The sequence below is a fragment of the Streptomyces sp. NPDC059679 genome, assembly GCF_042734105.1.
Lineage (GTDB): Bacteria > Actinomycetota > Actinomycetes > Streptomycetales > Streptomycetaceae > Streptomyces.
In genome coordinates this window covers 56248-77263 of the sequence record NZ_JBHWES010000060.1, presented here as the reverse complement: position 1 = coordinate 77263, position 21016 = coordinate 56248, and the positions used below count along the sequence as shown (strand labels likewise).

Here is a 21016-nt window from a genome sequence, read left to right as displayed (position 1 = left end):
CGGCGTCTTGGTTATCGCATTAAGCTAGATCCTGTAAACAAAAACAACAAAGCTTAACCCCCGGCCCGGGCCCGGCCCGGGCACCCCCCCCCCCCCCACACGGCCCGAAAAGAACGCCGTGCGGCGGATCAGCCCACGGAGGAGTACGCCACCACACCGCGCAGCAGCGCATCGACCGCCCGGCGGGCGGCGCGCGCCACCGTGCCGCCCGCCGGGGCGGCCACGGCGATCTGGCCCAGCACGTCGATCACCTGCTTGCACCAGCGCACGAAGTCGCCCGCGGGCATGTCGACTTCGCGCAACAGCTCGTCCAGGCCGTGTCCGGAGGCCCAGCGGTACGCGGCCCAGGCGAAGCCCAGGTCGGGCTCGCGCTGGCCGACCCCCTCCGCCTGCTTGATCTTGTGGTCGTCCTCCAGGGCGTCCAGCCGGCCCCAGATGCGGACCATCTCGCCCAGCGCCCCCTTGGCCCGGCCCGCGGGCAGCTTCGGCGGCATCGCGTCGTCCGCCGCCCGCGCCTCGTAGACCAGCGCGGAGGCGCAGGCCGCCAGCTCGGCGGGGGCCAGCCCCTCCCATACGCCCTCGCGCAGGCACTCGCTGGCGAGCAGGTCGAGCTCGCCGTAGAGCCGGGCGAGCCGCTTGCCGTCGTCGGTGACCTCCTCGCCGCTCAGATAGCCGAGCTCGGACAGCAGGGCGCAGATCCGGTCGAAGGTGCGCGCGATGGTGTTCGTGCGCCCCTCGATGCGCCGCTCCAACTGGCGGGTGTCGCGCAGCAGCCGGTGGTAGCGCTCGGCCCAGCGGGCGTGGTCCTCGCGCTCGTCGCAGCCGTGGCAGGGGTGGGCCCGCAGGGTGGCGCGCAGCCGGGCGATCTCGGTGTCGTCGGCCGCGGCCGAGCGCTCCTTGCGGTGGCGGCGCATCTCGTGGTGGCCCGCCTTGGTGCGCAGCGCGGACGCCAGGTCCCTACGCGACTGCGGGCTGCGCGGGTTGAAGGACCGGGGGATCCGCATCCGCTCCAACGGCTCGACCGGCACCGGGAAGTCGATCGCGGCCAGCCGCTTGACCTGCCGCTCGACGGTGAGCACGAGCGGACGCGGCCCGTCGTGGTACTCCAGGCCGCGGTGGCCGCCCGTACGCCCGGCCGGCAGCCCGGGGTCGAGCACCAGCGCCAGTCCGGCGTACTTGCCGGTCGGGACGTGGATGACATCGCCGGGGCGCAGCTTCTCCAGCGCGTCGGCGGCGGCCGCGCGCCGCTGCGCCACGCCCTGCTTGGCCAGTTCGGTCTCGCGGTCCTTCAGGTCGCGGCGCAGCCGCGCGTACTCGTCGAAGTCGCCCAGGTGGCAGGTCATGGAGGCGCGATAGCCGCGCAGGCCCTCCTCGTTGCGCTGCACCTGCCGGGAGATGCCGACGACCGCCTTGTCGGCCTGGAACTGCGCGAAGGAGGTCTCCAGCAGCTCGCGGGAGCGGTGCCGCCCGAACTGCGAGACCAGATTGACCGCCATGTTGTACGAGGGCCTGAAGGACGAGCGCAGCGGATACGTACGGGTGCCGGCCAGGCCCGCGAGGGCGGCCGGGTCCATCGCGCGCTGCCACAGCACCACGGCATGGCCCTCGACGTCGATACCGCGCCGGCCGGCCCGGCCGGTCAGCTGGGTGTACTCGCCGGGGGTGATGTCGGCGTGCTGCTCACCGTTCCACTTGACCAGCTTCTCCAACACCACGGAACGGGCGGGCATGTTGATGCCGAGCGCCAGGGTCTCGGTGGCGAACACCGCCTTGACCAGCCCGCGGACGAACAGCTCCTCCACGACCTCCTTGAACGTCGGCAGCATCCCCGCGTGATGGGCGGCGATGCCCCGCTCCAGGCCCTCCAGCCATTCGAAGTAGCCCAGCACATGCAGGTCTTCGTCCGGTATGCCCGACGTGCGCTCCTCGACGATGGAGCGCACCCGGGCGCGCGCCGCCTCGTCGTTGAGCCGCAACCCGGCGTACAGGCACTGCTGTACGGCGGCCTCGCAGCCGGCCCGGCTGAAGATGAAGGTGATCGCGGGCAGCAGCCCCTCGGCATCGAGCCGCTCGATGACTTCGGGCCTGCCGGGGGTCCAGATCCGGCTGCGCTGACGGCGCTCGCGCTCCCGGTCGGCCTCGCGCATATTGTTCCGCCCGCGGCGCTTGTCGCGGCCGAAGCTGGGGCGGGTGTTCTCCATCCGGGCCAGCCGGACCAGGTCGGGGTTGACCTCCCGGCGGCCGACCTGGCCGTCCCCCTGCCCGCTCTTCTCCTCGAAGAGGTCGTACATCCGGCGCCCGGCCAGCACGTGCTGCCACAGCGGGACGGGACGGTGCTCGGAGACGATCACTTCGGTGTCGCCGCGGACCGTGTCGAGCCAGTCGCCGAACTCCTCCGCGTTGGACACGGTGGCGGACAGCGACACCAGCGTGACCGACTCGGGGAGGTGGATGATGACCTCTTCCCAGACGGCGCCGCGGAACCGGTCGGAGAGGTAATGGACTTCGTCCATCACCACATAGCCGAGCCCCAGCAGCGACTGGGAGCCCGCATACAGCATGTTCCGCAACACCTCGGTGGTCATGACGACCACCGGGGCCTCGGAGTTGATGCTGTTGTCGCCGGTGAGCAGGCCGACGCGGTCGGCGCCGTAGCGCTTGACGAGGTCGGTGTACTTCTGGTTCGACAGCGCCTTGATGGGCGTGGTGTAGAAACACTTGCGGCCCTGGGTGAGCGCCAGGTGGACGGCGAACTCGCCCACGATGGTCTTGCCCGAGCCGGTGGGGGCGGCGACCAGCACGCCCTTTCCGGCCTCCAGGGCCTTGCACGCCTCGATCTGGAACGGGTCCAGCTCGAAGTCGTACATCTCGCGGAAGGGGGCCAGCGCGGTGGCCTCCTCGGCCGCCCGCAGACGGGCCGCGGTGTAGCGCTCGGCGGGAGTTAGCTCGTCGGTCATCGTACGTACGAGACTACCGGCCGCCTCTGACAACGCACGCGATCTTTCTCACCGATCGGGACGGGCGGCAGGGGCGCCGCGCCCAGGGGCAGCGAGGACACCACGCTCGGGGGCGGCAGGGGCACGGCGACGGCCCAGGGCCGGCCCGGGTTCAGGCGCCCGTGCCCGGCCCGGGCGTCCCCAGCAGCCGTACGGCGCCGGGGACCGTCGTGGCGGTGAGCGGCAGCGGCCCCAGGCGCTCGCCGTCCGCGTACGCGGTCAGGCCCTCTGCGGCCAGGGACACCGAGGCGGCCCGGTGGGTGGTGACCACCCGGTGGCCGAGGTGGGTGCCGCGGTAGACGCGGGGGAAGACCGTCAGCAGCGTGGTGCGGCTGCACGGGCCGACGACCGTGATGTCGAAGAGCCCATCGTCGAGGAGCGCGCCCGCGCAGATCCGCATGCCGCCGCCGTACGAGGTGGCGTTGCCGACGGCGATCAAGGTGGCCTCGACCTCGCGCCGCGGCCCGCCGTCGAGGCTCATCCGGTAGCGGACGGGCTTCAGGGCCGCCAGTTCGGCGAGCATGGCCAGGTCGTAGCGGAGCCGGCCGCGCGGCCGGCGCATCCGGTTGCCGCGCTCGTTGACCCGGGAGTCGAAGCCGGAGGCGAGGACGGTGCCGAACCAGACGTCGCCCACCCGCCCCGGGTCGTCCACCCGCCCTGGGTCGTCCACGCGCCCCAGGTCGACCTCGCGGCCGCCGTCGCCCTTGAGCGACGCGGCGATGAGCCGGGCCGCGGCGCCCGGGTCCTGTATCGGCAGCCCGGTGGCCCGGGCGAAGTCGTTGCCGCCGCCGACGGCGATCACCCCCAGCGGGGTGCCCGTCCCGGCGACCGCCTGGAGGGCGAGCGAGACCATGCCGTCGCCCCCGACGGCCACCAGCGCGCCGGTGCCGCCCGCCACCGCCTCACGGGCCCGCCGCAGGGCCTCCGCGGCGTCGGCGCCGACCACGGTCCGCACGGTGAATCCGTAGCCGCGCAGGGTCTCGACGGCGGGCCGGGCGGCGCGGGCGCCACGGCCGCGGCCCGCCGTCGGGTTGACGAGAAGGGTGATGTCGCAGGTCACCCGCGGACCCTACCGGCACAGGCACCGGCACCGGCCCGGTCGGCTCAGGTGATGTCGTCGTAGCCGTTGCGCCGGGTCGGGCCCGGGTCATCCGGATCGTCGGGGCGGGGCGTCGGGGACACCTGCTCGATGTCACCGACGGGCGCGGGGGTCAGATCGAGGTCGGAGGCCTCGTCGTCGCTCAGCCCGGCGTCCGGGTTGCCGCGGCGGCGCCGGCGGTCGTTGAACAGGCAGATGCCCGTGGCGCCGAAGTACAGCACCACGATGGGCGCCGCGAGCAGCGACATGGTCAGCGGGTCGCCGGTGGGCGTGGCGATGGCGGCGAAGACGGTGATGCCGACGACCATGCCCCGCCACCAGCCGAGCATCCGGCGGCCGGTGATCACCCCGCCGAAGTTCAGCAGCACCAGCAGCAGCGGGAGTTCGAAGGCGAGACCGAAGACGATCACCATGCGCGTGACGATGTCGAAGAACTCGTCCGCGGGGAACAGGTTGGTCCAGTCCTCGGGAGTGAGGCCGACCAGGGCCCCGGCCGTGGTGGGCAGCACGGCGTAGGCGAGCCAGGCGCCGGCCAGGAACAGCGGCACGCCCGCGGCCACGAAGCCGAGCGCGTACTTCTTCTCGTGGTTGTGCAGACCGGGCGCGAGGAAGGCCCACAGCTGGTAGAGCCAGACCGGGCTGGAGATGACGACGCCGGTCATCAGGCTCACCTTCAGCATGATCGTGAAGGGGGCGAGAAGGCCGTTGGCGGTGATCTGCGCACAGGGCTTGGGGTCGGCGCCGCCGCCGACGGCCTCGCCCTTCTTGCAGCCGACGCTGTCCATGACGGGGCCGGTCAGGAACTCCGCGATCTGCTTGTAGTAGATCAGCGCGACGACCGTGACCACGATGATCGCGACGACCGCCTTCAGCAGTCGGTTGCGCAGCTCACGCAGATGCTCCGCGAGAGGCATCCGCCCCTCAGGGTCCTTCTGCTGTTTGCGGGCAGACTTGAGCAACCCACGTCCTCGTCTCGTGCGAAGGCCGTCGCGGGCTCAGCGAGCCGCGGCGGCACTCTCGGCTTGCGTCGGCTCCGTCAGCTCTGGGCGGTACGGTTCGGCTCGGTGACCGGGCGGGAGCTGGTCACATCGCCGGGGGCCGCCTGGATGGTCCGCGGCGCGGCCTGCGGGGTGGGGTCGGCGGGCGCCGACGCGGTCGTCGGAGCTTCGGCGGTCTTCGCCGCCTCGTCGTCCTTCTTCATGGCCTTGGCCTCGCTCTTGAGGATGCGGGCCGACTTGCCGAGGGACCGAGCCATGTCCGGGAGCTTCTTGGCGCCGAAGAGCAGCAGGATGACAACGAGGATCAGAACGATCTCGGTGGGCCTCAGATTGCCGAGCATGTGCGACTACCTTCTCGCCGGGGCGGCGTAACTTTCATGCCTGCCGTATGGGATCGGACTGGCGTGCTAGTGCTGGCAGCGATCGTAACCCGCAGGAGTAAACCCTGGGCAATGCCCATGCATACTCCCCGTTGCTTCCACGGCGCCGCCGTCACAACTGCGCCAAGCAGCCTACCCCGCTGACCCGTGCGTCAGTCCCTGGCCTCGGTCAGCCGCCGACTCTGACGAAAGTACGCCGTCGGACGACAGTCCTTCGTCCGACGCGAGTACGTCGTCCCGGCCGCGGCGCAGCGCGTCCACGTGGCCGCCCAGCGGGGCCGTGGCCCGCTCCAGGTCCTCGGCGGCCCGGGTGATCCGCCGCGAGCTCTCCCCCACCTGCCGGGCCAGCCGCCGCACTTCGACGAAGACCCGTACGGCGGGCACGGCGAGCACCGCGATTCCGGTGACGGCGAGAGCGAGGGCGAGCATCGGCCAGAGCATGCGGCAGAGCCTAGAGCAGCCTAGACCTTCGAGTGCAGCCGCAACGTGCTCACCCCGCCGCCGGTGAGCAGCTCCACGATCCGCTCCCCCGCCGGTTTGCGCACCGCCGATCCGCAGTCGGGGCAGGTGAAGGAGTAGAACGTGGTGCGGTCGCTCCCCCCGATCGCCAGCCGCAGGGCGGTGGCCGCCAGCTCGAACCGGCCACGGCAGTCCGGGCAGGCTGCCTTGAAGATCACCGAGGTGGGATTCCCCCCAGCGGTCACTGTGCGTGTCCCTTCACTCACCATAGGCCGCGAGCGCCCGCTGCGCCGCGTCCCGCGCGCTGTCCGCCAGCCCCCGCGGGGAGACGATCCTGCCGTCCCTGCCCAGCCGCAGCGCCAGGCGGCGCAGCGAGCCGGGGTCGGGGGTGCGCAGCGTGATCCTGAGGCCGCCGTCGGGCAGCTCCTCCGCGCTGTCGTGCGGGTAGTACTCGGCGACCCAGCGCCCGCCGGGGCCGACCTCGACGACCACCTCGGGGTCCTCGGCGCCGGTCTGCACCAGCCCGGCGGACAGGTCCGACAGATCGCGCAGCTCGATCGGCGGCGGGTCGGCGGGCGCGTCGAGCAGCTTGATCTCCGCGACCCGGTCAAGCCGGAAGGTGCGCCGCGCCTCGGAGAGCCGGCACCACGCCTCCATGTACGTACGGCCGACGGCGAACAGCCTGATCGGGTCGACCTCGCGCTCGGTGAGCTCGTCCCGCGCGGGCGAGTAGTAGCGCAGCCACAGGCGGCGGCGCTCGGCGATGGCCCGGTCGACGTCGGCGAAGACCCCGCCCTCGGACTCGAAGGTGACCGACAGCCGGGAGCTGGCGCCGGCCGCCTCGCCGGCGGCCGCCTCCAGCTTGGCGGTGGCGCGCAGCAGGGCGTCCCGGTCGCCCTCGCGCAGCCCGGGGAGGGTGGCCACGGCGCGGGCGGCGACCAGCAGCGCGGTGGCCTCGTCGGCGGCGAGCCGCAGCGGCTCGGCGACATCGTCGGGGTTGTGCCACCAGATGCGCTCGCCGTCGGTGTCGATGTCCAGCAGGTCGCCGCCGCGGAAGCTGGTGCCGCACAGCGGCAGTACGTCCAAGTCCGAGATCAGCTCGTCCTCGGTGATGCCGAAGGCGCGGGCGACATCGGCGATATGGGCGCCGGGGCGCTCGCGCAGATACGTCACCAGGGACAGCATCCGGCGGGTCTGGTCAATGGCGTTTCCGGCCATGTGGAATCCCCCCTCAGCCCTTGGCCACGGCGCGCAGCCGGTCGATGACATCGGCCCGCAGTTCGTCGGGCGCCAGGACGACCACGTCCGGCCCGAACTCCACCAGCCAGGCGTCGAGCCCGTGGCCGTACGGGACCTCCAGCTCGTCCCAGCCGTCGCCCAGCGGGTGGGTGTGCAGCGCCCTGGCCCGCAGCGGGTAGCCGTGGCCGGAGCGCAGTTTGATCCGGGCGGTACGGGTGGCGGTCTCCCCCGACCACCGCTCCACGGTCTCGCGCACGGTGACGTGGTCGGGCACCTCGGCGGCGTAGGCGCCGGCCCGCAGGCGCACCTTGCCCGTGATCCGGGAGAGCCGGAAGACCCGCTCGGCCGTGCGCTCACGGTCCCATCCGGCCAGATACCAGTGGCCGCGCCAGCACTCCAGCGCCCACGGCTCGACATGGCGCTGCTCGGGCCGGGCGGCGTTCGACTTGCGGTAGTCGAACATGACGGGGCGGCGGTCGCGGCAGGCGAGCATCAGCGGCTCGAAGGCGGCCTCGTGGACCGGGATCCGCGGTTCCAGGGCGCCGGCCGGCTGGGTGTCGTACGGGTCCTCGGCGACCGGCATCCCGGCGGCGCGCAGCTTCTGCAGCGCACCGCTGGCGGCGCCCGCGAGCCGGGCCTGCTGCCAGACCTTCGCGGCCAGGCCCAGGGCCGCGGCCTCCTCGGCGTCCAGGGTGATCGGAGGGAGGCGGTTGCTGTCGCGGCGGGCGAGATAGCCGATTTCGCCGTCGACGCTCTCCACGGTCTCGATGATCAGGCCGAGTTCACGCAGATCGTCCTTGTCCCGCTCGAACATGCGATTGAACGCCTCGTCGCCGCCCGAGCCGGAGGCCGAGTTGGTGGCCGAAGCAGCCGCGGCTGCTTCGATGTATGCCTCTATGGATTCGCGCAACTCGCGCTTCGTCAACGGGCGCCGGGTTCCCAACAGGCACAGCGCCAGATTCATCAGCCGCTCGGCCTTGGCAATCGCCATCGACGCCCCTTCTTTGTGACCTTCCGACCGTGACCGTACCGCTACCGGGACGCGGGACAAAAGCCGAGGGCCCCTGCCGGGCGGCAGGGGCCCCACGAGGGCGCTCGGGCCACGGGTCAATGCTCACCCGCGGGCCTTGACCGCGCCTGCCTCAGGCGGGCACGGACCTTGACCGCGCCTGCCTCAGACGGCGACCAGGTCGCAGACGAAGATCAGCGTCTCGCCCGGCTTGATCCGACCGCCACCGGCGCCCCGGTCGCCGTAGGCCAGGTGCGGCGGGATGGTCAGCTGGCGGCGGCCGCCGACCTTCATGCCCTGCACCCCCTGGTCCCAGCCGGAGATGACCTGGCCGGCACCGAGCTGGAACTGCAGCGGGGTGCCACGGTTCCAGCTCGCGTCGAACTCCTCGCCGGTGCTGAAGGCGACGCCGACGTAGTGGACGGAGACGGTGGCTCCGGCCTTGGCGACGGGGCCGTCGCCCTCCCAGATGTCCTTGATCTCCAGGTCCTTCGGCGGCTCGCCGCCCGGGAAGTCGACCTCGGGCTTGTCGATGCTCACGAACTTGCTCCTCTTACGTGGTGGGCAACCTGCCCAGTCTTACAGAACCGCCGTCTTACAGAACGGCCAGGATGTCGACGGAGAAGACCAATGTGGAGTTGGCCGGGATGCCCTGCTGGGCCTGCTTTCCGTAGCCGAGGTCCGGCGGAATGACGATCAGCACCCGGCTGCCGACCTTCTTGCCGGTCAGCCCCTGCGCCCAGCCCTTGACGACCTGCTGCAGCGAGAACTGCGCCAGCTGGCCCTTCTTATAGGTCGCGTCGAACTGCTTGCCGCCGTCCCACAACACGCCCTTGTACTGGACGAGCAGGGAATCGGTGGCCTTGACCTTCGGCCCGTCGCCCTCGATGACATAGGCGGAGACGAGCTTCTTGGGCGCGGCCTTCTTGGGGACGTCGATGGACGGCGCCTTGCCGTCGGTCCCGGTGCCGACCTTGGGCAGATCGGGGTTGCTCTGCGCCACCGTGTCGCCCTTGGCCGAGCTCTTGCCGTTGAAGGCGTTCTTGATGTCGACGACGAACACCATCGTGTCCGTCCCCTTGATCCCCGCCTGCGGCTGGCCCTGCTTGCCGTAACCGAGGGCCGGCGGGATGGCCATCTCCACCCGGCTGCCGACCTGCTTGCCCACGAGCCCCTTGTCCCAGCCCGGGATGACCTGGCCGACGCCGATCGGGAAGACGGCGGGCTGCCCCCGGTCGTAGGAGTTGTCGAAGACCTTGGCGGTGTTCCAGATCTGGCCGAGATAGTGCACCTGGAGATAGTCGCCCGAGGCCACCTCGGCCCCGTCGCCCTTGATGACCGTCTTGACGGCCAGGTCCGAGGACGGCGTACCCGTGCCCTTGGCGACCTTCGGCTTCTCACCGAACTTCGTACCGCCGGTGATGGCCGGCACCGGCCCGCTCACGATCTTGCCGGTGGGCTCGGCGGCCTTCGGGCTGCTGGTCTCCGGCGACGGCGAGGCCTTGGACGACTTTTCGGATCCTGATTTCTCGCTGCCGCAGCCCGCGGCGGTGAGCAAGCCGGCGGGCACGGCAAGAAGTACGGAACGTCGGCGCACGAAAGTCCTCGTTGGGTAGATCCTGCGGGGGCAATGCGCGCCACTCTACGACGTGCCGGAGACCCCGTACGCGAAACGTACGGGGCCCCGCGCCGGACATGGGCCGTCCGGGCGCCGTCGTCACATTCCGGCGATCAGCTTCTCCACACGGTCGTCCACCGAGCGGAACGGGTCCTTGCACAGCACCGTGCGCTGCGCCTGATCATTGAGTTTGAGGTGCACCCAGTCGACGGTGAAGTCGCGGCGCTGCTCCTGGGCACGGCGGATGAAATCACCGCGCAGCCGGGCACGGGTGGTCTGCGGCGGCACCGACTTGCCCTCGAAAATCTTCAAGTCGTTGCACACCCGGGCCGCCTGACCCCGCTTCTCCAGGAGGTAGTACAGCCCTCGGCGGCGGTGGATGTCGTGATACGCGAGGTCTATCTGCGCGACCCGCGGATGGGACATGGTGATGTTGTTCTTCGCCCGGTACCGCTCGATCAGCCGGTATTTCATCACCCAGTCGATCTCGGTGTCGATCCGGTCCAGCTCTTCGGTGCGGATCGCGTCCAGAGTGCGGCCCCACAGTTCGAGGACGCGCTCGACGGTGCCGGTGCGGATACCGCGGCGCTCGCAGAAGTCGACCGCCTTTTCGTAGTACTCCTGCTGGACCTCGAGGGCGGACGCCTCGCGCCCACTGGCCAGCCGTACCTTGCGCTGTCCGGTGATGTCATGGCTGACCTCACGGATGGCCCGAATGGGGTTCTCCAGGGTCAGATCGCGCATCACCGTGCCCGCCTCGATCATGCGCAGCACCAGATCGGTGGCGCCGACCTTGAGCAGCATGGTCGTCTCGGACATGTTGGAGTCGCCCACGATGACGTGCAGCCTGCGATAGCGCTCGGCGTCGGCGTGCGGCTCGTCGCGGGTGTTGATGATCGGCCGGGAGCGGGTGGTCGCGGAGCTGACGCCCTCCCAGATGTGCTCGGCGCGCTGACTGACGCAGTAGACCGCACCGCGCGGCGTCTGCAGCACCTTGCCGGCGCCGCACAGCAGCTGCCGGGTCACCAGGAAGGGGATGAGAATGTCGGCGAGGCGGGAGAACTCACCGTGTCGGGCCACCAGATAGTTCTCGTGACAGCCGTATGAGTTCCCCGCCGAGTCGGTGTTGTTCTTGAAGAGATAGACGTCGCCCGCGATTCCCTCCTCGTGCAGGCGGCGCTCGGCGTCCACGAGCAGACCTTCGAGAATGCGCTCGCCTGCCTTGTCGTGGGTGACCAGCTCGGTCACGTTGTCACACTCGGGAGTTGCGTATTCCGGGTGCGAGCCCACGTCGAGATAGAGGCGGGCGCCGTTGCGCAGGAAGACATTGCTGCTGCGGCCCCAGGAGACGACACGGCGGAAGAGGTAGCGCGCCACTTCGTCAGGAGACAACCGGCGCTGTCCCCTGAATGTGCACGTGACGCCGTACTCGTTCTCCAGCCCGAAAATGCGGCGGTCCATGCCTGAACATTACGCCTGATGGCCTGCTCTGAAACCGGGTTCGACGGCACGGTTGCGATCATTTTCCGCCTGAGGTTCACCCGGCGTCCCCCCTGGTGTGCCGGTTGGCGCACCGGTTGGTGTACCGCCCGGCGTGCCGGTGAGGAAGCGCGCGGTGGCCAGCAGCACGGCCAGCGCCACCGCCCCGGCAGCCCCCGGAACGGCGAAGCCCGCCGCCACCCCGCCGTGCTCCATCACCGGCCCCGCGGCGGCCGTTCCCGCGGCGTTTCCGACCACGAAGGTGGTCACCAGCCAGGAGAACGCCTCGGTGACCGTGCCGCGCGGGGCGTGCCGGTCGACGACCACGAAGACACAGGCGAGCGCGGGAGCCAGAAAGAGGCCGGAGAGCCCGGCGAGAGCCGTCATCGCGGCCACCCCGGGCACCAGAACCAGCGGCAGATAGCCGAGCGCCAGCGCGGCCACCAGGACCCGCAGCCGCCGCTCCGGCGGACCGGCCCAGGGCCGCGCCCCGTACGCGAGACCGCCCACCAGCGCGCCGACGCCCAGCGCGGAGAGCAGATAGCTGGACACCATGCCGCCGCCGTGCTCGTCCGCGTAGCCGACGGCCGCCACGCCGATCGAGCCGAGAGCGATGCCGACGAAGAAGAACGTGCCGAGCAGCACCAGCAGCCCCGGCGAGCGCAGCGCGCCCAGCCAATGCGCCTCGCGCGGCGCCGAGCGCCACTGGCGGGAGGGCGGCGAGACGACGACCGACAGCGCGCCCGCGACCCCGATCACATTGATGACCAGCAGCGCCGCCGCCTCCGACCACAGCGCCACCAAGGCGGTCACCAGCAGCGGCCCGACGGAGAAGATCACCTCCTGCGCGACGGCGTCCAGCGCGTACGCCGCATGCACCCACTCCTCCCGCCCGAGCACCCCCGGCCACAGCGCCCGCAGCCCGCCCTCCAGGGGCGGGGTGAACAGACCGGCAGCCAGCATCGAGGCGTACGCGACGGGCAGCGGATCGAGCCCGACCACGGCGAACACGGCCATGGCGACCGCGGACGCCACCGCCGCGGGCAGCATCACCCGCGGCTGCCCGTAGTGGTCCACGGCCCGGCCGAGCAGCGGCTGACCGACCGCGTTGCCCACGCCGTAGACGGCGGACAGCACACCGGCCAGGGCGTAGCTGCCGCCCTCGGCACGCGTGAAGAGCACGACGGCGAGGGCAGCGGTGGCGTTCGGCAGCCGGCCGACGAGCGTGCCGATGAGGAGGCGGGCCGCGTGTTTGCTGCGCAGCAGGTCCCTGTAGCCGGCGGCCATCGCCTGCCCTTTCTGTTCGGGGTTTCTGATTCATGTGCTCCCTCGGGCGAGTCCGCCCGAGGTTTTACGTATAACGTCCGCCGTTATACGTACCATGGCTGCCGACCGCGGTCCACCTCACGGTGGGCGACCGTGATGACCATGGCGAGGGGAAGGCGATGGTGGCGAGCGCGAATGGCGACGGGGCGCGCGCTCCCGGCGCACGGCGCGGGGGCGCGGGCGCGCTCGCGAGTCCGGCCGCCCTGGAGAGCCACGGCCCGGCGAAGACCGAGGCCGAGGCCGACGCGAGCGGCGGGGCGCCGGGCCGGGACCACGCGGGCGGCGCGGCTGGCGCGGGTCGTGGGGGCGGCATGGACGGCGCAGCCGACGCAGGCGGCTCAAGCCACGTGGGCGGGCGGACGGCGCGCGGGACCGGTGCCGGCCAGGGACCAGGCGCGGGGCGCGGGGGTGGCGTGGGCGGCACGGACAGCTCAGGCGATGCCGGCGGCTCGGGCCACGTGGGCCGGCGGACGACGCGCGAGACGAGTGCCAGCCGGGCACCGACCGCGGGACGCGGCGCCAGCGCGGGCGGCCAGACGACGCGCCAGACGAGTGCCGACCGGGGACTGGGCGCAGGGCACGCGGGCGGCACGGACAGCGCGGCCGACGCAGGCGGCTCGAGCCACGTGGGCAGGCGGACGGCACGTGCGACGAGTGCCAGTCAGGAACCAACCGCGGGACGCGGCGGCAGCGCGGGCGGGCGGACGGCGCGCGAGACGGGCGCCGACCAGGGACCGGGCGGGGGGCACGCGGGCGGCATGGACGGCGCGGCCGACGCAGGCGGCTCGGGCCATGTGGGCGGGCGAGCGGCTCGCGAGACCGGTGCCGGCCAGGGACCGGGCGGGGGGCGCGGGGGGCGGCGGGTGGCCGGGGGTCGGGCGACCAGTCGGGATGTGGCGCGGGTCGCGGGCGTGTCGCAGGCGACCGTTTCGCTGGTCCTGGGCGACAAGTGGGCCGGACGCGTGTCGGAACGCACCGCGGCGGCGGTGCGCGCCGCCGCGCGTGAGCTCGGCTACCGCCCGAACCTCGCGGCGCGCAGCCTCCGCCTCGGCCGGACCAGGACCGCGCTGCTCGTCGTCCCGGCGCTCACCACGGAGTTCTTCGCCCGGGTGTACACCGGCGCCGCGCGCGTGGCCGCCGAGGGCGGCTTCGGGGTGGTGCTCTACCCGTCCCCGGAGGGCGTGGGCCCGGCGCGCGACCCCTTCGACTCGGCGCGGGCCTCGCTCGACGGCGTGATCGCCTCCTCGATGGCGGCGGACGCGCTGGCCGCGGTGCGCGGCGGCGGGCTCCCGCTGGTGATGCTCGACAGCTCCCCCGATGAGACCGCCGCGGCCGCCACGGTCAACCTCGACATCGCCGACGGCATGCGACAAGCCGCCGGGCACCTCCTGGGCCTGGGACACCGCCGTATCGCCCATGTCGCGGCGGCCGTGGACACCTGGACCTTCCGGGTCCGCGCGCGGGCCCTGGCGGCGGCGGTGGGCGCGGTCCCGGGCGCCTCCCTGCACACCGAGGCGGCCCCCCTGACGGTCGACGAGGGCCGCCGCGCGGCCGAACGGGCGCTCACCCGCCCCGGCCCCCGCCCCACGGCGCTCGTATGCGACGACGACATCCTGGCGGCCGGCGCCTGCAAGGCCGCCCGGCGACTGGGGTTGCGGGTGCCGGACGACGTCTCGGTCACCGGCTTCGACGACCTCGCGCTGGCCACGGCGGTCGACCCGGAGCTGACGACGGTACGGCTGCCGGCGGAGGCGGTCGGTGCGGCCGGTATGCGGGCCCTGATGGCGGTCCTGGCCGGCGAGCCGGCACGCGACACATCGCTCCCAGTAGAACTCGTCCCCCGCGGCTCCAGCGCCCCGCCACCACGCTAGCCCCGCACCAGCCACGGCTTGCCCGCACGCCGCTCCGGCACTCCCCCAGCCACCCTTGGGGGTGGCCCCTGCCGCTTCGCTTCGCCAATCATGCGCCGGTGGCATGCCCGAGGCCGACTGCCGGGGCCGCAGACGCCTCGGCGCGCCTCGGCTGGGGCCGGGGCGCGCCATGGTGGGTGAGGCGGCGGGGAGGGTTACTCCTCCGTCTCGGAGGACTCCTCGGCCGACGTCTCGGCCTCGGAATCCGCCTCGGAATCGGTCGCGGCCTCGCCCTCGGCCGTGGCGCTCTCCAGGAGGCGGGTCAGCTGGCTGCCCACCATCCGCTTGAACTTCCGCTGCTGCGGTCGCGTCCGGTCCAGCACCGCGACCTCGAGCTGCTCGGCGGTGAGGCTGCGCTCGCCGCCGTTGCTGTCCCGGGCGAGGGATTCGACGGCCAGTTTCAGCGCCTCGGCGAGGGTCATGCCGTCCACGTGGCGCTGGTCGAGATAGCTGCTGATCTGGTCGGCGTTGCCGCCCACCGCGACCGAGCCGTGCTCGTCGACGATGGAACCGTCGTGCGGCAGCCGGTAGATCTGGTCGTCCTCGGGGCCGTCCCCGACCTCGGCGACGATCAGCTCGACCTCATAGGGCTTCTCCGCGGCGCTGGAGAAGATGGTGCCGAGCGTCTGGGCGTAGACATTGGCGAGGCCGCGAGCGGTCACATCGTCGCGGTCGTACGTGTAGCCGCGCAGGTCGGCGTAGCGGACACCGCCGATGCGCAGATTCTCGAACTCGTTGTATTTGCCGACCGCCGCGAAGGCGATCCGGTCATAGATCTCGCTGACCTTGTGCAGCGCGCGGGACGGGTTCTCCGCGACGAAGAGGATGCCGTCGGCATACTGCAGCACGACCACGCTGCGGCCGCGCGCGATGCCCTTGCGGGCGTATTCGGCGCGGTCGGCCATGGCCTGCTGGGGCGATACATAGAACGGCGTCGTCACCGGCTATCCGTCCCTTTCTGTCAGTGGCGAATGCATTCCGGGTCAACCGTCCCCTCAGAGCAGCGAGGCCCGCGGGCCGTCCGGCTCCTCGAGCCGCCGCTCGTGGATGGTGCGGGCGATCTCGGAGACCTCCGGCTCGGTGAGTCGCTTGAAGCCGTCCTCGGTGATCACCGTGACGATGGGGTAGATGCGCCGGCCGAGGTCGGGGCCGCCGGTCGCGGAGTCCTCGTCGGCGGCGTCGTACAGCGCCTGGATGACGGCCGTGGCGGTGTCGGATTCGGTCAGATCCTCGCGGTACAGCTTCTTGAGCGCGCCGCGGGCGAACAGGGAGCCGGAGCCGGTGGCGGCGAAGCCGTGCTCCTCGGAGCGGCCGCCGGTCACGTCGTAGGAGAAGATGCGGCCCTTCTCGCGGTCGACGTCCCAGCCCGCGAAGATCGGGACGACGGCCAGGCCCTGCATGGCCATGCCCAGGTTGCCGCGGATCATGGTCGACAGCCGGTTGGCCTTGCCCTCCAGGGAGAGGGTGGTGCCTTCGACCTTCTCGAAGTGCTCCAGCTCCAGCTGGAACAGCTTGACCATCTCCACGGCGAAGCCGAGCGTGCCCGCGATGCCGACGGCCGAGTACTCGTCGGCGGGGAAGACCTTCTCGACGTCGCGCTGGGAGATCAGGTTGCCCATCGTCGCGCGGCGGTCACCGGCGAGCACCACGCCGCCGGGGAAAGTGGCCGCGACGATCGTCGTGCCGTGAGGGGCCTCGATCGCGCCCTGCACCGGGGGGAGCGGGCGCTTCCCCGGGAGCAGCTCGGGCGAGTGGGCACCGAGGAAGTCCATGAACGAGGCCGACCCAGGCGTCAGGAAGGCAGCTGGTAGACGCCCGGTGCTACGAGAATTGGCTTCCACGCGTTTCCTTCCAAGTATGTCGCAGCCCGCCTTATCACGTCGGGCCGATCCTTGAACTGCCCCAGTGCCGCGTTGCAGCTGAAGCACAGTACGCCACGGACCCTACCCTTCTCATGGCAGTGATCCACATGTGCGGCCGGAGCGGCAAGGCATATACAGCAGACGCCTTGCTGCTCGGCGACCAGCGCGTCCAACTCCGCTGGCGTGAGGCCGTACTTGCGCTTGAAATAGCTGACCCGGTTCCGCTCTGCCCTGCACGCACGGCAATAACTCGCCCAGCCGTCCGACGAGGACTTGTTGCGCTCCCACTCGGAGTGCGGTCTCACCTGTTCGCACTGCGGACACCGCTTGTGTCCCAGCGGGTCCGGGACCTTCTCCCGGACCCTCTTCCCCTTGGCCTCCTGGCGTTGCCGGTAGTACTGGGCGTAGCACTCCCGGCAGTACGCCTGGAGACCATCGGGCATGGACCTGTTGCTCGCAAAGGCAGTCCGCGGGAGGTCCTGCTTGCAGCGCGAACAGCGCCTCGCTTCCGTCTCTTCGTTCACTCCACGCAACCCTCGACCTCGCCTTGGAATCGAAGGCAAAAGCAGCCTACTGGCCACCCTTTTGAACGAAGGACCTCACGAAATCCTCGGCATTAGCCTCGAGTACGTCGTCGATCTCGTCCAGAACGTCGTCCACGTCATCCGACAGCTTCTCGTGCCGCTCCTTGAGATCTTCGGCTGCCTGCGCGTCCTGCGCCTGCTCCTCGACCTCCTCGGTCGTGCGCGACGCCTTCTGCTGTCCGCCGCCGGTGTCCTTTGTCGCCATATCCCTCACCCCGCTCGGTTCGCCCCAGCTTGATTCGATCGGTCAAGATCAGACCCTACAAGCCGGGTCCGACATCGGCCTCGCAGTTGTTACAACGCACCGAGGCCACCTCGATGATTCCCGGCCGCGGCCCATTTCAGCCCCCCGAGAGCACCCGGACCAGGTCTTCGGCCGTGCGGCAGCGGTCCAGCAGCTCCTTGACGTGGTTCCTGGTGCCGCGCAGCGGTTCCAGCGTCGGGACCCGCTGGAGGGAGTCCCGGCCCGGCAGGTCGAAGATCACCGAGTCCCAGGAGGCCGCGGCCACGTCGTCGGCGTACTGCTCCAGGCAGCGGCCGCGGAAGTAGGCCCTGGTGTCCTCCGGCGGCTTGCTCCGGGCCCGGGACACTTCGTCCTCGTCCAGTAGCCGCTTCATCTTGCCGCGGGCCGCCAGACGGTTGTACAGACCCTTCTCGGGGCGTACGTCGGCGTACTGGAGGTCCACCAGGTGGAGCCGGGCGGCGTCCCACTCGAGGCCGTCACGGCGCCGGTAGCCCTCCATCAGCTCGCGCTTGGCGACCCAGTCCAGCTCGCCGGACAGGCTCATCGGGTCCCGCTCCAGCCGGTTCAGGACGTCCTCCCAGCGGGTGAGCACATCCCGGGTCTGTTCGTCGGCGTCGGCGCCGAAGCGGTCCTCGACGTACTTGCGGGCCAGCTCGAAGTACTCCATCTGGAGCTGCACCGCGGTGAGTGTGCGGCCGCTGCGCAGCGTGACCAGGCGGCGCAGCGTCGGGTCGTGGGAGACCTGGTGCAGGGTGCGTACGGGCTGGTCCACGGCGAGGTCCACGGCGATGAAGCCGTCCTCGATCATCGACAGCACCAGGGAGGTGGTGCCGAGCTTGAGGTAGGTCGAGATCTCGGAGAGGTTGGCGTCGCCGATGATCACATGCAGCCGCCGGTACTTCTCGGCGTCGGCGTGCGGCTCGTCGCGGGTGTTGATGATGGGGCGCTTGAGGGTGGTCTCCAGGCCCACCTCGACCTCGAAGTAGTCGGCCCGCTGACTGATCTGGAACCCGTGTTCATGGCCGTCCTGGCCCAGGCCCACGCGGCCGGCGCCGGTGACGACCTGCCGGGAGACGAAGAAGGGGGTCAGGTGGCGCACGATGTCCGAGAAGGCGGTCTCCCGCTTCATCAGGTAGTTCTCATGCGTGCCGTAGGAGGCGCCCTTGTTGTCGGTGTTGTTCTTGTAGAGGTGGATCGGCTGGGCTCCGGGCAGCTGGCCGGCGCGCAGGGCGGCCTCGGCCATGATGCGCTCGCCCGCCTTGTCCCAGAGCACCGCGTCCCTGGGGTTGGTCACCTCGGGGGCGGAGTACTCGGGGTGTGCGTGGTCGACGTAGAGCCGCGCCCCATTGGTGAGGATCACATTGGCCAGGCCGATGTCCTCGTCCGTGAGCTGGCTGGCGTCCGCGGACTCGCGGGCGAGGTCGAAGCCGCGGGCGTCCCGCAGCGGGTTCTCCTCCTCGAAGTCCCAGCGGGCGCGGCGCGCCCGGTGCATCGCCGCCGCGTACGCGTTGACGACCTGGGATGAGGTGAGCATGGCATTGGCGTTCGGGTGGCCCGGGACGGAGATCCCGTACTCCGTCTCGATCCCCATTACTCGCCGTACGGTCATGCGGCCCTCCTTGCCCGGCGCCGCCCCTGGGCGGGTTCGGCGCTCAAGTACCGCTGTGCTTCCGGTCCGTGCGCGGCCCCCGATCCCCCGCACCGCGCTGCCGCGGTACCGCAGAGCCTAGAGCCGCTGCACGGCCCTGAGGCGATCATTTCAGTCATTGCTCCGGTCCGGCTCGTAGGTGCCCGCTCGCTGTGCTGACAGGTCCGACATACACATCCGAAATCACGGTCCGAAAAGCGCATCCGGCTGCGGATGCCCCGTCCAGGACATCCGCAGCCGGACCGCGGTGTTACAGGTACTGACCGGTGTTCGCCACCGTGTCGATGGAGCGTCCCGTGTCCGCGCCCTGCTTTCCGGTGACCAGGGTGCGGATGTAGACGATCCGCTCGCCCTTCTTGCCGGAGATCCGGGCCCAGTCGTCGGGGTTCGTGGTGTTCGGCAGGTCCTCGTTCTCCTTGAACTCGTCCACGCAGGCGGCGAGCAGATGGGAGACCCTCAAGCCCTTCTGGTTGTGGTCCAGGAAGTCCTTGATGGCCATCTTCTTGGCCCGGTCCACAATGTTCTGGATCATGGCGCCGGAGTTGAAGTCCTTGAAGTAGAGGACTTCCTTGTCACCGTTGGCGTAGGTGACCTCGAGGAAGCGGTTCTCCTCGGACTCGGTGTACATCTGCTCGACGACCGACTGGATCATGCCGCCGACGGCGGCCTTGGGGGATCCACCGTGTTCGGTGAGGTCGTCGCCGTGGATCGGCAGGGTTTCCGTCAGGTACTTCGAGAAGATGTCCTTCGCGGCCTCGGCGTCCGGACGCTCGATCTTGATCTTCACATCGAGGCGGCCGGGGCGCAGGATCGCCGGGTCGATCATGTCCTCGCGGTTGGAGGCGCCGATGACGATCACATTTTCCAGGCCCTCGACACCGTCGATCTCCGAGAGCAGCTGGGGGACGATGGTGTTCTCCACGTCCGAGCTGACACCGGAGCCGCGGGTCCGGAAGAGGGAGTCCATCTCGTCGAAGAAGACGATGACCGGTGTGCCCTCGCTGGCCTTCTCCCGCGCCCGCTGGAAGACCAGCCGGATGTGCCGCTCCGTCTCGCCGACGTACTTGTTCAGCAGCTCGGGGCCCTTGATGTTGAGGAAGAAGCTCTTCCCCGCGGGCTTCCCGGTCACCTCGGCGACCTTCTTGGCAAGGGAGTTGGCCACGGCCTTGGCGATCAGCGTCTTACCGCAGCCGGGCGGGCCGTACAGCAGCACACCCTTGGGCGGCCGCAGTTCGTGCTCCTTGAACAGGTCGGGGTAGAGGTACGGGAGCTCGACCGCGTCCCTGATCAGCTCGATCTGGTTGCCCAGGCCGCCGATCTTGGTGTAGTCGATGTCCGGGACCTCTTCGAGGACGAGCTCTTCGACCTCGCTCTTGGGCACGACCTCGTAGACGTAGCCGGAGCGGGGCTCGAGCAGCAGGGCGTCGCCGGGGCGGATGGTGATGTCCAGCAGCGGCTCGGCGAGCCGCACCACGCGCTCCTCGTCGGTGTGCCCGATCACCAGGGCGCGCTCGCCGTCCTCAAGGACCTCCTTGAGGGTGACGATGTCCCCGGCGCGCTCGAACTCCATGGCCTCGACCACGTTGAGCGCCTCGTTGAGCATGACCTCCTGGCCGCGCCTGAGGTCCTCGAGATCGACGCTCGGGCTCACGTTCACCCGGAGTTTCCGTCCTCCGGTGAAGATGTCGGCCGTGCCGTCCTCGTTCGCCTGCAGAAACACCCCGAAGCCGGCCGGCGGCTGCGCGAGCCGGTCGACCTCCTCCTTGAGGGCCACGATCTGGTCGCGGGCCTCACGGAGAGTGTTGGCGAGCCGCTCGTTCTGCGCGGACACGCCCGCCAGGTTTGTCTGCAGCTCGACGATCCGCTCTTCGAGAATCCTCGTGTGCCGCGGAGAGTCGGCGAGCTTGCGTCGCAGGACGGCGATTTCCTGCTCGAGATAGGCAACCTGGCCGGCTGGGTCGTCAGACCCCCGCCCCGGCCGGATGCCGCGGTTGATGTCGTCGTCGTGGGCTGCCACGGTCCTCACCTCCTCCAAGGGGAGCTGGACGCTTCCTGACCCTACCTGGGCCGGTGCGGGTTGAAACCCCTAGATCACAAACCCGGTCGGCGTGTGTCCGATCTTCACCCTTGCGCACTCCCTCACGCCAGGTGAATACCCACCCAAC

Annotated in this window: 18 protein-coding genes and 1 pseudogene; 1 reads left to right on the top strand and 18 read right to left on the bottom strand. The window is 70.8% G+C overall.

The features are described 5' to 3' along the window. Positions 1-128 precede the first annotated feature (128 nt). The 12 genes and pseudogenes from ACFV2X_RS42165 to ACFV2X_RS42110 form a co-directional block, all read right to left on the bottom strand. Entirely contained in the window at positions 129-2957 is a 2829-nt protein-coding gene (locus ACFV2X_RS42165) for a DEAD/DEAH box helicase (protein ID WP_385626616.1), read from the bottom strand. Between the two features lie 151 nt (positions 2958-3108). Beyond that, on the bottom strand, positions 3109-4056 hold the full coding sequence (locus tag ACFV2X_RS42160) for a diacylglycerol kinase (protein ID WP_385626614.1): 948 nt from the start codon (positions 4054-4056) through the stop codon (positions 3109-3111). A gap of 44 nt (positions 4057-4100) precedes the next feature. Further along, on the bottom strand, positions 4101-5009 hold the full coding sequence (gene tatC / locus ACFV2X_RS42155; protein WP_385626612.1) for a twin-arginine translocase subunit TatC: 909 nt from the start codon (positions 5007-5009) through the stop codon (positions 4101-4103). A 122-nt stretch (positions 5010-5131) separates the two neighbouring features. Further along, entirely contained in the window at positions 5132-5434 is a 303-nt protein-coding gene (tatA, locus tag ACFV2X_RS42150) for a Sec-independent protein translocase subunit TatA (protein ID WP_089509458.1), read from the bottom strand. Between the two features lie 288 nt (positions 5435-5722). Next, positions 5723-5914: pseudogene (locus ACFV2X_RS42145) on the bottom strand (hypothetical protein); the annotation flags it as partial. 20 nt (positions 5915-5934) lie between these two features. Next, positions 5935-6201: a hypothetical protein gene (locus tag ACFV2X_RS42140; protein ID WP_055414334.1), complete on the bottom strand. Its 267-nt coding sequence runs from the start codon at positions 6199-6201 to the stop codon at positions 5935-5937. Next, positions 6191-7150 (bottom strand): YafY family protein, encoded by a 960-nt coding sequence (locus ACFV2X_RS42135; protein ID WP_014181057.1) that lies wholly within the window; start codon positions 7148-7150, stop codon positions 6191-6193. Before ACFV2X_RS42135 ends, ACFV2X_RS42140 begins: the two co-directional genes overlap by 11 nt. A gap of 13 nt (positions 7151-7163) precedes the next feature. After that, positions 7164-8162, bottom strand: a complete 999-nt coding sequence (locus ACFV2X_RS42130; RefSeq protein WP_385626610.1) for a helix-turn-helix transcriptional regulator — start codon at positions 8160-8162, stop codon at positions 7164-7166. Between the two features lie 183 nt (positions 8163-8345). Next, positions 8346-8720, bottom strand: coding sequence for an FKBP-type peptidyl-prolyl cis-trans isomerase (locus ACFV2X_RS42125; protein WP_385626608.1), 375 nt, complete (start codon positions 8718-8720; stop codon positions 8346-8348). A gap of 55 nt (positions 8721-8775) precedes the next feature. Beyond that, positions 8776-9777 (bottom strand): FKBP-type peptidyl-prolyl cis-trans isomerase, encoded by a 1002-nt coding sequence (locus ACFV2X_RS42120; protein ID WP_385626606.1) that lies wholly within the window; start codon positions 9775-9777, stop codon positions 8776-8778. A 120-nt stretch (positions 9778-9897) separates the two neighbouring features. Next, on the bottom strand, positions 9898-11259 hold the full coding sequence (gene pafA / locus ACFV2X_RS42115; protein ID WP_385626605.1) for a Pup--protein ligase: 1362 nt from the start codon (positions 11257-11259) through the stop codon (positions 9898-9900). A 9-nt stretch (positions 11260-11268) separates the two neighbouring features. Further along, a complete protein-coding gene (locus ACFV2X_RS42110; RefSeq protein ID WP_385626604.1) occupies positions 11269-12564 on the bottom strand; it encodes an MFS transporter in 1296 nt (431 codons plus the stop codon). Between the two features lie 932 nt (positions 12565-13496). Between ACFV2X_RS42110 and ACFV2X_RS42105 the strand changes: the two genes are divergently transcribed. Beyond that, positions 13497-14474, top strand: coding sequence for a LacI family DNA-binding transcriptional regulator (locus tag ACFV2X_RS42105; protein ID WP_385626624.1), 978 nt, complete (start codon positions 13497-13499; stop codon positions 14472-14474). A gap of 194 nt (positions 14475-14668) precedes the next feature. Here ACFV2X_RS42105 and prcA read toward each other — a convergent pair whose 3' ends face one another. The 6 genes from prcA to arc form a co-directional block, all read right to left on the bottom strand. Continuing rightward, on the bottom strand, positions 14669-15454 hold the full coding sequence (prcA, locus tag ACFV2X_RS42100; RefSeq protein ID WP_385626603.1) for a proteasome subunit alpha: 786 nt from the start codon (positions 15452-15454) through the stop codon (positions 14669-14671). 54 nt (positions 15455-15508) lie between these two features. Then, positions 15509-16354 (bottom strand): proteasome subunit beta, encoded by an 846-nt coding sequence (gene prcB, locus ACFV2X_RS42095; RefSeq protein ID WP_385626601.1) that lies wholly within the window; start codon positions 16352-16354, stop codon positions 15509-15511. Next, on the bottom strand, positions 16306-16818 hold the full coding sequence (locus tag ACFV2X_RS42090; protein WP_385626600.1) for an endonuclease VII domain-containing protein: 513 nt from the start codon (positions 16816-16818) through the stop codon (positions 16306-16308). Before ACFV2X_RS42090 ends, prcB begins: the two co-directional genes overlap by 49 nt. 127 nt (positions 16819-16945) lie before the next feature. Further along, positions 16946-17164: a ubiquitin-like protein Pup gene (locus ACFV2X_RS42085; protein ID WP_014181047.1), complete on the bottom strand. Its 219-nt coding sequence runs from the start codon at positions 17162-17164 to the stop codon at positions 16946-16948. Positions 17165-17300: 136 nt separating this feature from the next. Beyond that, complete coding sequence (gene dop / locus ACFV2X_RS42080) at positions 17301-18812, bottom strand: depupylase/deamidase Dop (RefSeq protein ID WP_370656706.1); 1512 nt, start codon at positions 18810-18812, stop codon at positions 17301-17303. 289 nt (positions 18813-19101) lie between these two features. Continuing rightward, complete coding sequence (gene arc, locus ACFV2X_RS42075) at positions 19102-20868, bottom strand: proteasome ATPase (protein WP_089509447.1); 1767 nt, start codon at positions 20866-20868, stop codon at positions 19102-19104. Positions 20869-21016: the final 148 nt, after the last annotated feature.

Excerpts from the sequence above, each read along its gene's own strand:
- ACFV2X_RS42165 (WP_385626616.1), bottom strand. The coding sequence starts at position 2,957 with ATGACCGACGAGCTAACTCCCGCCGAGCGCTACACCGCGGCCCGTCTG.
- tatC (WP_385626612.1), bottom strand. The coding sequence starts at position 5,009 with ATGCCTCTCGCGGAGCATCTGCGTGAGCTGCGCAACCGACTGCTGAAG.
- tatA (WP_089509458.1), bottom strand. The coding sequence starts at position 5,434 with ATGCTCGGCAATCTGAGGCCCACCGAGATCGTTCTGATCCTCGTTGTC.
- ACFV2X_RS42140 (WP_055414334.1), bottom strand. The coding sequence starts at position 6,201 with ATGGTGAGTGAAGGGACACGCACAGTGACCGCTGGGGGGAATCCCACC.
- ACFV2X_RS42135 (WP_014181057.1), bottom strand. The coding sequence starts at position 7,150 with ATGGCCGGAAACGCCATTGACCAGACCCGCCGGATGCTGTCCCTGGTG.
- ACFV2X_RS42130 (WP_385626610.1), bottom strand. The coding sequence starts at position 8,162 with ATGGCGATTGCCAAGGCCGAGCGGCTGATGAATCTGGCGCTGTGCCTG.
- pafA (WP_385626605.1), bottom strand. The coding sequence starts at position 11,259 with ATGGACCGCCGCATTTTCGGGCTGGAGAACGAGTACGGCGTCACGTGC.
- ACFV2X_RS42110 (WP_385626604.1), bottom strand. The coding sequence starts at position 12,564 with ATGGCCGCCGGCTACAGGGACCTGCTGCGCAGCAAACACGCGGCCCGC.
- ACFV2X_RS42090 (WP_385626600.1), bottom strand. The coding sequence starts at position 16,818 with ATGCCCGATGGTCTCCAGGCGTACTGCCGGGAGTGCTACGCCCAGTAC.
- ACFV2X_RS42085 (WP_014181047.1), bottom strand. The coding sequence starts at position 17,164 with ATGGCGACAAAGGACACCGGCGGCGGACAGCAGAAGGCGTCGCGCACG.
- dop (WP_370656706.1), bottom strand. The coding sequence starts at position 18,812 with ATGACCGTACGGCGAGTAATGGGGATCGAGACGGAGTACGGGATCTCC.